Source organism: Erythrobacter sp. JB1-15, from assembly GCF_057365035.1.
Genome location: NZ_CP200295.1, coordinates 145,950 through 162,082, shown reverse-complemented (window position 1 = coordinate 162,082; position 16,133 = coordinate 145,950). Strand labels below are relative to the sequence as shown.

The window sequence follows — 16,133 nt, the reverse complement described above, 5'->3', positions numbered from 1 at the left end:
CTCCATTTCATAGACTCCTCCAGTCGGCATCGCGCTGAACTGGCCAGGGTCGGGTTCTCGCTAGGTCACCACTCAGAGGTTTACGGTGATCTGTCTGAATTGTCGGTTCACCCCCCACGAGAAGGTATCATCATCGCCCGTGACACTCCCGAAGAAGGCGGGGTCGCGATGAGCCTGGATCGGTTAAGCCGATTGGGCATATGGCTTCCGCTGATCGCGGTCGATGCTCAGCCAAGACCAGGCCGCATCGTCGAAGCAATCAAAGCAGGCGCGCTCGATTACCTCTCGTTACCGCTGGAAACGGAACGATTTGGGCGCTGTCTTGATCGGATCTCAAAAGAAGCTGAATTGTTCGGAGTGGCCCGTCGCCGCATGATCGAAGCGCGTGACCGGATCTCCAGCCTTTCGGGCCGTGAACGCGAAGTGCTCGATTGGCTTGCTGAAGGGAGCAGCAACAAAGTCATCGCACGGCAACTCGATATCAGCCCGCGGACCGTGGAAATTCACCGCGCCAATATGATGAACAAGCTGGGTGCGCGTCATGCAGCGGAAGCTGTGCGGCTCAAACTCGAAGCCAAATTGGAGCCAATTGTGAAAGCGTGACCTGCACATTCGTGTAGGACAGGTTCAACGACAAGCAGACGACAGTTCACCAAACTGGGTCCCTCTCAAAAGGGCGATATGGCCTCGGCATCCTTCCCCCCTGTGGTGCCGGGGCCACTTTTTTGTCTGGCATTCTGACTTCATCTGACATTCGCTTTTCACCCGTCATTCGCTTTTTGTCTTACATTCGTAAGGCAAGTCAGGCCTAGGCGATCGGCGAGTTCCCACTAGCGGCAGAATTTCGGCCCGGTCCCTTCAAAATGGAAGTGATCGGCATGGGCTCGGTTGTATTCGGGGCCAAGCACTGTGCCAAAACGTTTGCAGGCGCTGCGGTGAACAATTCGCAGAAATTCGCGTTCCGCCGCCGTGCCGCTGTTCCAATCCTGGCGCAGCACGATCCGCCGCCCGTCCGCCAGCACAAAACCGGATACGTCAATCGCTTCTGCGCGCGCATGAGCAGACCGGCGATTGGTCCCCGCCACATTTCGGCACGAATAGCTTCCCATCGTTTCAATCCGGGCAAGCGGGCTGCCAAGGATCTGGCGCGCTGCCCGGTCCACACCGAACCGTGCCCAGGCAGAAAACGCCTTGGCCACATCGCATTTGACAGGGCCAAGTCCTGTTATCTCAAATTGTGATCCATCACCTGCCAGCGCATCGAGCCGCACGGCTCCCAATTGGTTGCAACCGGGCGCGGCGTAAGTGTCGGGCAGCGCGGAAAACCGTGCGCCCGTGGCGCTCAATTCTGAAATACAAGCAGGCGCGCTCGAAGGCCCTCTTGCGCTTGAACCTGAGCCTGCGCCGAGGCCAACACCGCTTCTGGCCGAGCCACTGTCAGAGCCGGGTCTTTGCGCTGCGCCCCCGCGATCAGAGCCGTCACCAAACGGGATAAACCCGCCGCATCCCTGCAACGTGATGAGCGCGGCGGCCATTATGCCTGCTTTGAAGGTCTGTCTAAAAGCCATCGCTAGGCACTATCACGCACAAATAGTTAACAGCGCGCTAACCACGTTCGCGATGACCACAATGCGTTCAGCATCTCGCCTCAGCCTTCATCGCCCGGTAATTCTTCGGCCACTTGCTCCCAAAGCTCGATCTTGATCCCATTGGGATCGAGCAGCCAGGCGAACTTGCCATAGCCTTCATCGGCGCTACCCAGCACATCGACGCCTTTGGCTTTCAGTTTTTCAACCATGCCATCGACATCGTTGACACGCAGATTGATCATGAACCCGCCTTTGCCCGGCTGGATATATTCATCATCGCTAAAATGGCTGATGAGCGAATAGGGGTTGGCTTTTGGCTCTTCGCTCCACGCCAGTTGCGGACCATAAGGGCCATCCACGCCCAGCACATCGCGATACCATTCGCGCGTCGCTGCCGTATCCTGCGCCACGTAAAACACACCGCCAAGCCCGGTTACACGCGGTTCTGCTGCATTGCTCATTGCCTGATCTCCCTCTTCCTGCGTTCAACTATGAACCAAACATCACAATTGGCAAAGTTTAGAAGCGGGTCGTAAAGGCAATTACGCTGTCCGGCAGCGCATCGAGCAACGCGGTCTCGATCACTTTGTCGAACCCTGTCATAACCATCACCCCAACCAGCAGCAGCGTGAGGCCGAATAGCGGCTTTCCATATCTTGCCAGGTTAAGCAGGGTGCTGCGCCGTTCTCCCAAGGCTTTGCGCGAACCATAGGCGAAGGCCAGAATGGATGTCGCAACGCCAAGGCCAAAGGTGAGGAAAATCGCAAAGCTAGAGGCAAGGTCTTCGCCAATGCTCGCCGCCGCAATCGCGGCGCCCAATGTCGGGCCAACGCACGGCGCCCACACTATGCCGAGCAGCAAGCCGGCGGCGAATTGTCCGTGCCAGCCATCACCGCTAATCTGCGCCAAACGCTGATTGCCGAAATTGGCGATGGGAGCAGCAGCAGCGCTGAGAGCGGCTTGCGCCCGCGGCACTAGCAGCACAGCGCCTGCGCCTGCAAGCAGCGCTCCTGCCATCAACCGCACAAACTGCTCATTGATGCCAAGCGAATAGCCGAACGCGATGACGGTAAAACCGAACAGCGTAAAGCTTGTCACCAATCCCCCCGCCAGCGCGAGCGGCCCGTACCGGCTTTTGCCCAGAGCCGAAGCGACAAGGATCGGGACAAGCGGCAGCACGCAGGGGTTAAGGATCGTCACAAGGCCCGCGGCGAAGGATAAGATGAGGCTGGAAAGCACGGCGCGCTAAGACTGCAAGAGGATCAAAGCGCGTCCAGAACCACTCGCCGAAGCTTGGCCCTGTCGGTTTGCGCGATGGAGCGAGCTTTTTCTGTCATCCCCTCAAACACCAGCACGGTTGATTGGCGGGGAACGCGATGCGCGCGCAAAAAGGCTTTCTCATCATCAAAGTTCACTTTGACAAACAGCACATCCTTGCTTTGTTTTTCAGTGCGAAGCTCTTCGAGGATGGGGGCCTGTGCCCGGCAAGTGGGGCACCAGTCGGCATACACATCGACCACAATGGTCTTGCCTTTCTTTTGCGCCATCATGAACTCGGCGGCATTATAGGTTTGCCAGCCATTGTTTGAAGCTTGCGCAGACAATTGCATAGCGCCAACCACAAGCGCCGCGATGGCTGCAATCAGCACGAAAAGACGAAACATATCAAAGACTCCAAACGGTAGAGGCCAGCATCAAGCCGGCGGGTTACTGTCTGGAGTTCGTCAGCCTCAAGGCGGCGGTTACAAAGCTAGGTGAAATGCTGTGAAGCTCAGTACCCTTGCGCTTGCCCGTCTTTGCGCATTTCGGTCGCGCCTTGCATTACGCCTGTTTCAGGGTCGCGCATGATCGCCTGATAGCCGCCAAACATGATGCCATTGGTGACCAGGCGGACATTATGCCCCATGGCGGACAGCGCCTCGCGCGTGGCCTTGGGTATGCCGGGTTCGACATTCAGTGTGCCCAGATCATCGTCAATCGGCCCTGAAAGACTGTCTGTTGGCTGGCGTCCGCCATCATGATTGATGCGCGCGGCATCGCCTGCTTCCTGCACATTCATCCCATAATCGGCGATGTTGATAAGCACCTGCACATGCCCCTGCGGCTGCATCCCGCCGCCCATCAGGCCAAGCGTCATATACGGCTTGCCGTCCTTTTTGACGAAAGCCGGGATGATCGTGTGAAAGGGCCGCTTTGACGGCGCATAGGCATTGGGATGCGCGGGATCGAGGCTGAACAACTCGCCGCGATCCTGAAGCATAAAGCCCAGCCCATCGGGCACCAACCCGCCGCCCATGCCGCGATAATTGGACTGGATCAGGCTGACCATCAATCCATCGCCATCAACGACTGTCATATAGGTTGTGTCCCCCGGACCTTCCAATTTGGGTTCAGGCGCCGGATCGCCGGGATCGAATTTCGCGGTCGCTTTATCAGGATCAATGAGGGCAAAGCGTTTTTTGCCGTATTCTTCGCTGAGCAGGTCCATGGGGAAGCCTGAAAAGTCAGGATCAGCGTAGAAGCGGGCGACATCCGCATGGGCCAGCCGTTTTGCCTCAGTGATGTAATGGATCACTTGCGGACTGCCGCGCTCCCACTGGGTAAGATCCACGTTTTTAAGGATATTGACCATTTGCAGCGCGGCGAAACCTTGGCCGTTGGGCGGCAATTCGCACAGCTCATAACCCTTGTGATAGGCGGCGCAGGCGACATCGACCCATTCGCTGGTGTGAGCGGCAAAGTCTGCACGGGTGTAAGCGCTGCCCTGACGTTGGAGGTAATCGACCATCACCTCGGCCAGAGGGCCATCATAGAACGCATCGCGGCCACTGCGCCCGATGGTTTCCAAGGTTGCGCCCAGATCGGGGTTGGTGAAGACATCGCCAGCTTTCGGTGCGCCGCCTGCAAAATAGGTCGCGCGGGCATTGTCGAACTCAAAATCCATGCTTTCCAACCGGCGTTCATAGGAGCGCAGCGATCTGCTGAGATACATCGCGATGACAGGTGCGACAGGGTGCCCTTCGCGCGCATAGCGGACCGTGGGGGCCAGAATTTCGCTCATCGGTTTGGAGCCGAACCGGGCGTGCATGGCGAACCAGGCATCAACGGTCCCCGGAATGGTAACAGGCAGTGCGCCCATGGGCGGAATGCTGCCCCGCGCACCCAGTTTTGCTTTTAATTGCTCCAATGTCTGCCCCGATGGCGACCGGCCAGACCCATTAAGACCGTAAAGCTCACCCGTTTTGGGGTCATAAATGATCGCAAACAGATCGCCGCCAATCCCGTTGCCAGTCGGTTCCATCAGGCCAAGCGCTGCGTTCGCTGCAATCGCTGCATCCACCGCATTGCCGCCATCCTTCAGGATATCGAGTGCAATTTGGGTAGCGAGCGGATGCGCTGTTGCGGCCATGCCGTTTTGCGCAATCACCGGACTGCGCGACCAAGGCGCGCCAACGGGGCGGCCGCCTGGTCCGATTTGTTCAGCGATTGGGGCGGGAGCCTTGGTTTCCTCAGCGTTATCTTGAGCGGCAGCAGGATGTGCTGTGACAGTGAGCGAAAGGCAGGCAAAAGCGGCAAGGGTGGTGCGCAACGCGTCTCTCCAAAAGAGTGTATGCGCAAGCGCTAAATCGAAGAGCGGCGGCTGGCAAGAGAGCCGCCGCCAATCCCCTTGCTCGGGCGATGAAGGCGGGGAGAGTGCCTTACCCTTCCTTTTTGCGTTTCGCTTTCTTGCGTTCGTGCGGGCACAGCAGCGTTTTGCGCAAGCGGATGCTTTCGGGCGTCACCTCGACCATTTCATCTGTGTCGATATAGGCGATGGATTGTTCCAACGTCATCCGGCGCGGCGGGGTCAGACGAATGGCGTCATCCTTGCCCGTGGAGCGAACATTGGAAAGCTGCTTGGCTTTCATCGGGTTCACTTCCAGATCATCGGGCTTGGCGTTCTCGCCGATAATCATGCCTTCATAGACTTTCTGCGATGGGCCAACGAACATCTCGCCGCGCTCTTCGAGCATGTTGAGCGCATAAGCGTTGGATTCGCCGTCTCCGTTGGAAATCAGCACGCCATTGCTGCGGCCCTCGATTGCGCCTTTATAGGGGCCGTATTTTTCGAACAGACGGTTCATGATGCCTGTGCCGCGCGTGTCAGACAGAAACTCGCCGTGATACCCGATCAGCCCGCGCGATGGGGCGGAAAAAGTGATGCGGGTTTTGCCCTGGCCAGAGGGGCGCATTTCAGCAAGGTCGGCTTTTCGCTTTTGCATTTTTTCGACAACGGTGCCGGAATGTTCGTCATCCACATCGATGACGACCGTTTCATAGGGTTCCATGCGCTGGCCGTCTTCTTCGCGGAACAGCACTTTGGGGCGGCTAATGCCAAGCTCGAACCCTTCGCGGCGCATTGTTTCAATAAGCACCCCCAGCTGCAATTCGCCCCGGCCAGCCACTTCAAAGCTGTCCTTATCGGTGCTTTCGGTGATGCGAATTGCCACATTGGTTTCCGCTTCGCGGTTCAAGCGGTCGCGGATCATGCGGCTGGTCACTTTGCTGCCTTCACGCCCTGCCAGCGGGCTGTCGTTCACCGTAAAGCTCATAGCGAGCGTTGGCGGATCGATGGGTTGGGCTGCGATGGGTTCTGTCACGCTGGGATCGCAGATGGTGTTGGCGACGGTCGCTTTCTCCAGCCCTGCAAGCGCGATGATATCGCCCGCGCTGGCGGTTTCGACCGGCACACGGTCGAGCCCGTCAAAGCTCATCAGCTTAGTCGCGCGCCCCACTTCGACCACATTTCCATCCATATCAATGGCATGGATCGGATCGTTCACATTGATTGTGCCCGATTGAACGCGCCCTGTCAGCACGCGGCCCATGAAGTTGTCGCGGTCAAGCAAGGTGGCAAGAAAGCTGAACTTGCCATCAGTATCGAGACCAGGGGCAGGAACGTGGCTAGTGATCAATTCAAACAAAGGCGCCAGCGTGCCATCACGAGCGGTTTCATCATCGCTGGCATAGCCATCGCGGCCCGAAGCCCACAGCGAGGGAAAATCGAGTTGTTCGTCATTGGCATCCAAAGAGGCAAACAGATCGAAAACTTCATCGAGCACTTCTTGCGGGCGGCCATCGGGGCGGTCGATTTTATTGACAACCACAATCGGGCGCAGGCCAAGGGCAAGCGCTTTACCAGTTACAAACTTGGTTTGCGGCATGGCGCCTTCTGCGCTGTCGACCAGCAGGATGACGCCATCGACCATGCTGAGAATGCGCTCCACCTCTGCGCCGAAATCAGCGTGACCGGGGGTGTCGACGATATTAATCCGGGTGGTGTTCCCATCTGCGCCTTCCCATTCGACGCTGGTGCATTTGGCAAGGATGGTGATCCCGCGCTCTTTTTCCAGATCGCCTGAATCCATCGCACGCTCTTCAACGCGCTGGTTCTCACGGAATGTGCCAGATTGGCGGAAAAGCTGATCGACCAAAGTGGTCTTGCCGTGGTCAACGTGCGCGATGATCGCGACATTGCGAAGGGATTGGGACATGACTGAATTGCTTTCGGGTGTAAGGGCGCTGATTGATGGTGCGCTGCAAAATATGCCGCGCGCCTAGCGCAGGGCGGCTTTGCTCGCAAGCATCACGTCGTTTGCACCCACCGAAAGCTTGGGGGGAACGCCAAATTGGGCCGGACCCGCCGAAACAGTAGCGTAAAGCTTCGAATTCGCGCGTTTCAGGGTGTGATAGACTTGCAACATCACGCGCCTTTGCCTTGTAAAGCCGCCGGTTTCGCGCTTGTTACATTTGTAACACTTGCCTATTAGATCTCGCAATCCATCCGGGGAAAACAGCATCTGGGGATGCACTCGGATTTTGTAGGATTGAGGAGAGGAGCTTCCATGCGTTCTATTTTCACCGGCTCTGCCGGGTCGTACCGTTTTGCCCTTTTGTCGGGTTCTGCCGCTCTTGCGATGCTAAGCCCGAGTGTGGCTTTTGCTCAGGATGCCGACGCTGATGAGCCGGAGCTTGAAGCGCCGGAAAGCAGCAACGTCATCATCGTGACCGCATCAAAGCGTGAGCAGACGCTCCAAGAAACGCCGATTTCGGTTTCCGTGACCAGCGGTGAAACGCTGGAAAACGCGCAAATTCGCGATGTTCTCGATCTTCAAACGGTTACCCCGTCGCTGCGAGTAAGCCAGCTGCAAACCTCGTCAGCATCTACCTTTATCATTCGCGGCTTTGGTAACGGTGATAACAATTTCGGCATCGAACCTTCGGTCGGTGTGTTTATTGACGGCGTATTCCGTTCGCGCTCTGCGGCTGCCTTGGGCGATCTTCCCAATGTGCAGCGCATCGAAGTGCTGAATGGTCCGCAATCAACTTTGTTCGGCAAAAACGCTTCGGCTGGTGTGATATCAGTTGTAACGCGTGAGCCGCAGTTCGAATTTGGCGGCAATGTCGAAGCTGTTTACGGCAACTTCAACACGGTCGTCCTGAAAGGCGACATCACTGGCCCGCTCACGGATAACATCGCCTTTTCGGTCGATGGAAACTACCAGCGCCGCGATGGTTACTCCACGATCGTCAACCTTGATGAAGAGCAAAACAACCGCGATCGCTGGGGCGTGCGCGGTCAGCTTTTGATTGAGCCTACACCCGATTTCAAGATCCGCGCGATTGTCGATTACTCTGAAATTGACGAGGTATGTTGCCAGGTCGGCACGCTTGTTTCTGGCCCTGTAACCGGCGCGATCAACGCGGTGGGCGGCCAAATCGGCACACCTGAAGAATTCTTCAATCGCGAAGCTTTTCTGAACTTTGTGCCCACCAACCAGGTGGAAAATTACGGCGCGTCGGTACAGATGGATTATCAGGCTGGCCCGATTTCGATCACTTCAATCACCGCCTATCGCGAACTGCGCAACTTCTTCCTGTCGGACATCGATTACACCAGCGCGTCGCTTGCAACCGAAACGCGCGATCAGGCGGTCGACACGTTCACGCAGGAATTCCGGATCACATCGGATTTTGATGGCCCCATCAACTTCCTTCTTGGCGGCTACTACTTCGATGAGACGATCACGCAGGACAGCGCAATCCAGAATGGCGAAGACATTCGCGATGTGTTCGAATTGCTGGCTGGCGGTAACCCTGCGGACGTTCTGAGCGGTGCGCCCAGCGTCTTTAACGGTGTCGAGGCAGGCCTTGGTCTGCCGCAGGAGAGTATTTTCCTCACTCCTCTGCTGAGCCAAGAAACATTCAGCATGGAGAACACGTCCTACTCAATCTTCGGTACGGTTGATTTTGAGCCTGTTGACGGGCTCGTGTTTACTGGCGGATTTAACTACACGGACGATTCAAAAGACTTCGCTTTGGCACAGCTCAGCCCTGATCCACTGGGTCAGGTCAATCTGGTTGATGCCTTTATCGTTGGCGCAACCATGGGCGGGGTTACCACGCGTGACCAATTCCAGGCATTGCCTCAGGCAAACCAGGATGCGTTGCTGGCCGCGGCGCTTGATCCAGCGATCAACCCGTTGATCGGTCTTCAGGGCTTTCAGTTCCAGCCGCCTTTCCTGACCATTCCCAACGCTGTTGAAGATGGGCGGACACGCGATGATGAGCTGACATATCTTCTGCGCGCATCCTATCAGGTGTCGAACGAGGTTAATGTCTACGCCAGCTATGCCACGGGCTTCAAAGCAAGCTCGGTGAACCTGTCGCGTGACAGCCGCCCTTCCAGCGCCGATTTTGTCGCAGGGCCGGGCGGGTCGACTTTTGCAGCACCATCATCGCCAATTCTTGATGCAGGGCTGGCCATTCCCAACCTGCGGTCTGGCTCGCGCTTTGCGGGGCCTGAAGAGGCAGAGGTCTATGAAATCGGCCTGAAAGCGCAGTGGGAAGGGGTTGGATTTAACCTCGCGCTGTTCGATCAGACGATTGAAGGCTTCCAAAGTCTCGCCTTTACCGGCACAGGCTTTGCGCTGCAAAATGCGGGTCAGCAATCGGTGTCTGGTTTTGAGTTCGATACTACGATCATCCCGACAGATGGCTTGGTGCTGACCTTTGCGCTCACCTATCTTGATCCGCTGTTTGATGATTTCCCCGGCAGCGTTCTGGGCGATCTGACCGGTGTGACCCCTGCTGGTATCCCTGAAATCGCGATTGCGACCAGTGCAACCTATACCCATGAATGGGACAGCGGCACGCAATTGATTACGCGCGTTGACTACAACCATGAAAGCAACACGCCGATCAATAACGGCCTGCCAACCTTTAACGCTGGCCTGGGCAACACCCAGATCTTCAGCCGCGAAGTTAATCTGGTGAACACATCCATGACGCTGAAGCTGAACAATGGTTTTGAAGTGGGTGCGTTTGCGCGCAACTTGCTTGATGACCAGTTCATCACGACCGTGTTTGATGGCGTTGCACAGGCAGGCACCGTGTCGGGTTATCCGAACCAGCCGCGCACTTATGGCGGCGTTGTGCGCTTCCGGTTCTGATCCGGACGTATAAATTACCAACTTATTCAGGAAGGCTCCGTGCAGCGATGCACGGGGCCTTTTTGTGTGTCTGGCGAGGATTGCTCGCTATTGGACCTTGTAATGCGCGTAATGCTGTGTTGGCTTAGGATCAGCTCACTAAGGGGGAGATTCTCATGGGTTGGATGATAATGCCGTTTCAGCGATATTTCGATTTCCAGGGGCGTTCGCGTCGCAAGGAATATTGGATGTTCTTTTTGTTGAACTTCATCATTGGTCTGGTGTTGGCCGGACCGTTCTATTTTTCAATGATGACCGCTACGTTTGACGCGGCTGCCAGCGGTGCGAGTGACGAGGCCGCAGCCGAAGCCATGCTTTCGTCTATGGGCGGGTTTTCTATGATAGGCATTGGGATTTACGGCCTTTATGCCTTGGCCACATTCATCCCGAATATCGCGGTAACTGTGCGGCGTTTGCATGACCGAGATATGTCGGGTTGGTGGCTTTTAGGACTTTTTGTAGGAGCTATCATTCCTTTCGTCGGATTCATCGCGAGCATCGCTTGGCTGGTTTTGATGGTTATGCCGGGCACCGATGGTGCCAACCGTTTTGGACCCGATCCGAAAAACCCGCATGATGCGGAAGTGTTCGCCTGATCTTTAGATCTAGATTTGATACACGAAGGGGCGGGGGCAGTGATGCTTCCGTCCTTTGCGCATATGGCGCTAAAGCTCGCGCAATGCCTGCGCTGGTTTCGCTCGCAGGAGCGGAAGTGATCCGCCTATTGCGAATGCCAGAACCATGGCGAGGCCAAGCCCGAGCACGCCCAGAACTTCGCCCCAATCCGGCAGCCAGTCAAATTCGAACATCTGCGTGATAACAACCCAGCCGAGCGCCGATCCAAGGCCAAGCGCGACCAGAGCCAGCAGCAATGCGAGCAGACCATATTCCGCCAGTTGCAGCGTCAATATTTGCCGCCGGCTCGCACCCAGAACGCGCAGGACCACGGTGTCGTAAGTACGCGCCGCCCGCGCTGCGGCGATTGCGCCCATCAACACGGCAAGCCCCGCAAGCACCGCCACAGAGGCTGCTGCAAGTGTCGCCAGCCCCACCTGACGCAGCAGATTGCGCGCTTCGACCAACACCTCGCCAACTTCGATGACTGAGGTTGAGGGAAGCTCCCGCACCAATTCGCGCAGCAATTCGCCTTTTCCGGCCGTGTCGGCATTTTCGGGCAGCATGATGGTCGCGGAGAGCTTGTGCGGCACATCGGAAATGGCGTTGGCGCTGAACACCATGGTGAAATTGAACCCCATGCTTTCCCAGTTAATTTCGCGGATATTGGCGATGCGCACATCGCGCTCTGTCCCAAGGATGCCGACGGTGAGCATATCGCCCACATCCAGATCCACCGCATCGGCGAATTGCTTGTCTATGGAAACCAGCGGATCACCCGAATGCCCTTCATCCCACCACTCGCCTTCAGCAAGAGTGTTGCCTACTGGCAGGGTATCGCTGTAAGTCACCCCGCGTTCGCCATTGAGCATCCATGCCCCTTCAGGCAATTCGTCAAGGTCAGCGACGCGCGTCATCGCATCGGCTGGTCCATAGGCAAGCACAGCGGCGCGCAATGTGGGCACAGTGCGAATGGTGCTTTCAGAAAAACGCGACCCGACGATTTTGGAAAAGCGTTCTTCCTCCTCAAGCGGCACATCGAGCACGAAGTAATCGGGCGCTTCTTGGGGCACGCGGCTTTCGATATTGCCGTCAATCGCGGTTTGAATGGCGGCCAAAAGGACAAATGCGGCAAGCCCAAAGCCAAGCGCTGTGACCAGCGATCCGGTCGGCGCACCGGGCCGGTGGATATTGGCAAGCGCGCTGCGTAAAATCGGATTGGCAGGGCTCGGCAATTTGCGCGCGAGATATTGAATGCCGAAACCCAGCCCCGCGAGAAGCGCCAAAGCGCCGCCTGCACCGACAAGAAAACTCGCCGACAGGATCGGTTGCTTGGTCGTCGCAATGGCAAGCGCACAGATCGCGCCAATTCCCACCGCAGTCGCCAGCAAAGCGCGCCGATCACGCGCCAAGGGAACAATGCGCGAGCGCATGAGCGCCATTGCTGGGAACGACCGCGCGCGCAACAAGGGGGCAGCTGCAAAGGCAAAAGCCACCAGCACGCCATAGGTGCCTGCGAGCAGCAGAGGTGCAGGCTCAACCACAAATCCGCTTTCGACCGGCAGCAAACCTTGCAAAGCGGTGCTGAGCAGCGGGGTGACAAGCACGCCGGCGGTGAGCCCCAACGCGCTGCCGACCAATGCGGCCACGCCGATTTGCAAAGCATAAATGCGCACAATATCGCGCGAAGATGCGCCAAGCACTTTCAAAGTGGCAATGCTGGCGCGGCGCTGATCGAGATAAGAGGACACCCCGCCTGCAATCCCGATCCCAGCAATCACCAAAGCAGCCAGCCCGACAAGAGTGAGAAAATCGCTCATCTGGCGCACAAATCGGTCCGCGCCGGGCGATGCGCGATCGCGGGTGCGAAAATCAAACCCGGCATTGGGAAACGCCTGTTCCAGCGCCTCTCGCACATCGTCGGGGTCGCTTGCAGCGTTGTCAAATGCGACGCGGTACTTGCTTTGATAAAGCGATCCGGGTGCGAGCAATCCGGCATTGCCGGGCACGCTTTCTGCCACAATCACACTGGGGCCAAGCTGGAAACCTTCGGACAGGCGATCAGGCTCTTCCTCGATCACGCCCGATGCGACCAGTGTGCTGGTGCCAATGGTGAAATTGTCGCCAACGGCCAGATCAAGCCGGTCCAGTACGCCTTGCGCGACCCAGGCGGCATTTCCAGTGGGTGCGCCAACCTTACGCCCGTCAGCCAAAGTCAGCGTGCCAAACATCGGCCATTTGTCATCGACCGCTTTCAGTTCAACCGGCGCTGCGCCATCTTCCGCGCTTGCCATGGCTTGCAGGCGAGTGCCGCCTGATACGGTCCCGTATTCAGCCAAAGCGGCCTTTTCCGCCGAATCCAGATCGCGCTGCCAGACTTCGACCTCGATGTCTCCGCCAAGGATAGTCTGGCCGCTCGACTGAAGTTCTCGCTCAATCGAGGCGGTAAGCGTACCAATCGCCGCAAGCGCGCCGGTGCCAAGAAAAATGCACACGACCAGCAGCCGCAGCCCCTTAAAACGCGCATTGAGATCGCGCCGGGCGATGCGCCATGCTTTTGCCCATGAAAGGCCCGCCGTGCCGCTCACTCAGCTGCCTCGTGCGCTGCGTTTGTTTTGGTGCGTTCATCCGATACGATCACGCCGTCTGCCATGGTCAGCACACGTTCGCATTTTTCAGCAAGGCTGCGATCATGCGTGATGATAAGCAAAGTCGCGCCTGTTTCAGAGCGGCGTGCAAACAGCAAGTCTACAATCTCCTCGCCCGTTGTGACGTCCAGATTGCCGGTGGGTTCATCGGCGAAAATCAGACTGGGGCGGGGCGCGGTGGCGCGGGCGATGGCGACGCGCTGTTGTTCGCCCCCTGATAGCTGCGTGGGATAATGTTCGATCCGGTGGCCAAGCCCGACGGCTTTAAGCTCAGCAACCGCGCGCGGCGTAGCGTCTTCGCTGCCGTAAAGTTCCATCGGGGTCGCGACATTTTCTGCCGCTGTCATCGTGGGCAGCAAGTGAAAGGCCTGAAGCACAATCCCGATCCGCCCGCGCCGCGCACGCGCAAGGCCATCTTCGTCCAATCGGGTGAAATCTTCACCAGCTACATTCAGCGTGCCGCCTGATGCGCGTTCCAACCCGGACAGCACGGCCATAAGCGAGCTTTTGCCCGATCCCGAAGGGCCCAGCAGCGCCACAACCTCGCCATGCGCAATGTCGAGATCGATCCCGCGCAGGATGTCCACCGGCGCGTCCGCGCTGCCGAGAGTTAATGTCAGGCCGCGCGCATGGATCGCGAATTCGGCATCAGAACGGGCGAGGGTGCTTGAAGGATTTGTCACAAAGACCAGATGGGTTAGGAAAGGTCTTGAAACAAGACCGGATAGGAAGGTTGGTAGACTGCAATGGCGTTTTGGCAGAAACGATTGAGCATGGGCTTTGGTTTCGCAGGGCTGTTGTTGCTTGCTGCATGTGGCGGGGAAACTGCCACGGCTCCCGCGGATGAGGCAGAAACGCTTGAAACCGCTGAATTGCCTGAAATCCCGGTTATGGGGCCAGAGCAGCACATCCTTGCCTTTGGTGACAGTCTGTTTGCGGGCTACGGGCTTGAGCCTGAGCAAAGCTATCCCGCAAAGCTGGAAAACGCGCTGCGACGCCGGGGGATCAATGCCATGATTGCCAATGCGGGCGTATCGGGCGACACCAGCGCAGCAGGGCTGGAAAGGCTCGAATTCACACTCGACAGTCAGGAGGAAAAGCCTGACCTGTTCATTCTGGAATTGGGCGGCAATGATCTTTTGCGCGGCCTATCGCCTGCCGAAACACGCGCCAATTTTGATGCAATGATGAACGAGCTTGCGGCCCGCGACATTCCCGTGCTGCTCATGGGAATGCGCGCGCCGCCCAATTATGGCCCGGAATATCAGGCCGAGTTTGACGCCATTTACGCCGATGTGGCGCAGGAATATGGGGCGGCGCTTATCCCGTTCTGGCTGAATGATATTTACGAGGATGCTAGCCTGTTCCAACGCGACCGTATCCATCCGACAGAAGAGGGGATTGAGGCATTAGTGACATCGACTTTGGACGAAGTCGCCGCCGCCTTGCCTGAAGCCGAGGACAGCTAAAGCCGTTCCAGCGCCCCGCCTGCCACTCGCCAAATCGCCGCTTCGTCTTTGATCGCGTCGAACGGCGCCATTTCGGTCCCTGTCATCCAGATCTGCGCTTTGCCTTGCCGCAGGCGTGCGAACAGCGCCGCGCGGCGCACCGGATCGAGATGCGCTGCCACTTCATCAAGCAGCAAAATGCTGGGCCGACCCGACGATGCCAAGACACCGTGAGCCAGAGTGATCGCAATCAGCATCGCTTTTTGTTCACCGGTTGAACACGATGCGGCGGCTTGCCCTGATGAGGCCATCACCACTTCGAGCTCGTCGCGGTGGGGCCCGGTCAAAGCGCGGCCAGCGGCGCGATCGCGCGGGCGGGCCCGGGCGAGCTCTGCGAGCAAATCTGCTGCATCCATAGGCCCGCCGGCACGGTAATGCAGAACGGGCCGGGCAAACGGTTCGGGCGGCAGCGCGGACAGTTCATCACCCAGCATCGCTACCAACCGAGCGCGTGCCGCTGTGACAAGCGCGCCATGCTGCGCGACTTGCGCCTCGATAGCATCAAGCCAGCGGGTATCGGTTCTCTCCTCCAACAAGCGATTGCGTTCGCGCAAGGCTGCCTCAAGGCTGGAGATCGCCTTTGCATGTCCCGGCTCAATCGCCAGTGCCATTCGGTCCATAAATCGCCGCCGCGCGCCTGCGCTGTCAGTGAACAGGCCGTCCATCGCCGGGGTCAGCCACGATACCGCATGCCACTCGGACAAGGCGCTGGCGCTCGCATCGGCGCCGTTGATCCGCACAAGGCGGCGATTGGGTTTGTCGGGCGTAGTGTAAGTGCCGATCCTTGCTGAGGTCTGCCCCTGTTCCACCAGGCTTGCCCCGATAGAAAAGTGGGAGGCGGCTTCTCCAGTATGATCACTTTCGCCGCGTTGCCTGGCAAAGTCTCCAATACTCGCCCGCCGCAAACCCCGGCCCGGACTGAGCAGCGAAAGCGCTTCGAGGACATTGGTTTTGCCTGCGCCATTTTCGCCGACAAGCAAATTGAAATGCGCAGTGTCATCCAGCTGGCTCGCCGCGTGATTGCGGAAGTTTTCAAGAGTGATTTTCTGCAAAGCCATAGCGCGCCTCTCGGTTAGCACGGCGCGGCAATTTGGCCAGCGCGCGCGAGATGCGAATCCCCAATCCCAATAGGTGGGAAAAATTCCCAACCTTTCGGAATCATGAACAATCTGTAAGTCTCGTAACAGGATGTAAACCGCAGAATTCTGCGGTTTTTCGAGTTTGGCACGGCTCCTGCAGAGT

13 protein-coding genes are annotated in these 16,133 nt (G+C 57.8%); 4 read left to right on the top strand and 9 right to left on the bottom strand.

The annotated features are described in order from the left end of the window. Window positions 1–99: 99 nt before the first annotated feature. Window positions 100–603, top strand: coding sequence for a response regulator transcription factor (locus AC0V6L_RS00875; RefSeq protein ID WP_486152266.1), 504 nt, complete (start codon window positions 100–102; stop codon window positions 601–603). Between the two features lie 227 nt (window positions 604–830). Here AC0V6L_RS00875 and AC0V6L_RS00870 read toward each other — a convergent pair whose 3' ends face one another. From AC0V6L_RS00870 to typA, 6 genes are all read right to left on the bottom strand, one after another. Next, entirely contained in the window at window positions 831–1,535 is a 705-nt protein-coding gene (locus AC0V6L_RS00870; RefSeq protein WP_486152264.1) for an extensin family protein, read from the bottom strand. A gap of 113 nt (window positions 1,536–1,648) precedes the next feature. Beyond that, on the bottom strand, window positions 1,649–2,050 hold the full coding sequence (locus AC0V6L_RS00865; protein ID WP_486147193.1) for a VOC family protein: 402 nt from the start codon (window positions 2,048–2,050) through the stop codon (window positions 1,649–1,651). 58 nt (window positions 2,051–2,108) lie between these two features. Further along, a complete protein-coding gene (locus AC0V6L_RS00860; RefSeq protein WP_486152262.1) occupies window positions 2,109–2,828 on the bottom strand; it encodes a cytochrome c biogenesis CcdA family protein in 720 nt (239 codons plus the stop codon). Between the two features lie 23 nt (window positions 2,829–2,851). Continuing rightward, window positions 2,852–3,253 carry a thioredoxin family protein gene (locus tag AC0V6L_RS00855; protein ID WP_486152260.1) on the bottom strand — a complete coding sequence of 134 codons (402 nt, stop codon included), beginning with the start codon at window positions 3,251–3,253 and terminating at the stop codon, window positions 2,852–2,854. 107 nt (window positions 3,254–3,360) lie between these two features. Next, window positions 3,361–5,178, bottom strand: a complete 1,818-nt coding sequence (locus AC0V6L_RS00850; RefSeq protein WP_486152258.1) for a gamma-glutamyltransferase family protein — start codon at window positions 5,176–5,178, stop codon at window positions 3,361–3,363. Between the two features lie 109 nt (window positions 5,179–5,287). After that, complete coding sequence (gene typA / locus AC0V6L_RS00845) at window positions 5,288–7,123, bottom strand: translational GTPase TypA (RefSeq protein ID WP_486152256.1); 1,836 nt, start codon at window positions 7,121–7,123, stop codon at window positions 5,288–5,290. Window positions 7,124–7,474: 351 nt separating this feature from the next. On the opposite strand from typA, the gene AC0V6L_RS00840 reads away from it, so the two are divergent. Then, the gene (locus tag AC0V6L_RS00840) at window positions 7,475–10,081 is read left to right on the top strand and encodes a TonB-dependent receptor (RefSeq protein WP_486152254.1); all 2,607 of its coding nucleotides are present in this window, start codon (window positions 7,475–7,477) and stop codon (window positions 10,079–10,081) included. Between the two features lie 227 nt (window positions 10,082–10,308). Continuing rightward, window positions 10,309–10,716 (top strand): DUF805 domain-containing protein, encoded by a 408-nt coding sequence (locus tag AC0V6L_RS00835; RefSeq protein ID WP_486152252.1) that lies wholly within the window; start codon window positions 10,309–10,311, stop codon window positions 10,714–10,716. A gap of 69 nt (window positions 10,717–10,785) precedes the next feature. On the opposite strand, the gene AC0V6L_RS00830 is transcribed toward AC0V6L_RS00835, so the two are convergent. Both AC0V6L_RS00830 and AC0V6L_RS00825 read right to left on the bottom strand, forming a co-directional pair. After that, the gene (locus tag AC0V6L_RS00830) at window positions 10,786–13,323 is read right to left on the bottom strand and encodes an ABC transporter permease (protein ID WP_486152250.1); all 2,538 of its coding nucleotides are present in this window, start codon (window positions 13,321–13,323) and stop codon (window positions 10,786–10,788) included. After that, window positions 13,320–14,066: an ABC transporter ATP-binding protein gene (locus AC0V6L_RS00825; RefSeq protein WP_486152248.1), complete on the bottom strand. Its 747-nt coding sequence runs from the start codon at window positions 14,064–14,066 to the stop codon at window positions 13,320–13,322. The genes AC0V6L_RS00830 and AC0V6L_RS00825 overlap by 4 nt, the downstream gene beginning before the upstream one ends. 63 nt (window positions 14,067–14,129) lie before the next feature. Here AC0V6L_RS00825 and AC0V6L_RS00820 point away from each other — a divergent pair, with 63 nt between their 5' ends. Then, the gene (locus tag AC0V6L_RS00820) at window positions 14,130–14,852 is read left to right on the top strand and encodes an arylesterase (protein ID WP_486152246.1); all 723 of its coding nucleotides are present in this window, start codon (window positions 14,130–14,132) and stop codon (window positions 14,850–14,852) included. On the opposite strand, the gene recF is transcribed toward AC0V6L_RS00820, so the two are convergent. Next, on the bottom strand, window positions 14,849–15,949 hold the full coding sequence (gene recF / locus AC0V6L_RS00815) for a DNA replication/repair protein RecF (protein ID WP_486152244.1): 1,101 nt from the start codon (window positions 15,947–15,949) through the stop codon (window positions 14,849–14,851). The two genes, AC0V6L_RS00820 and recF, sit on opposite strands and share 4 nt — an antisense overlap. Between the last annotated feature and the right edge of the window lie 184 nt (window positions 15,950–16,133).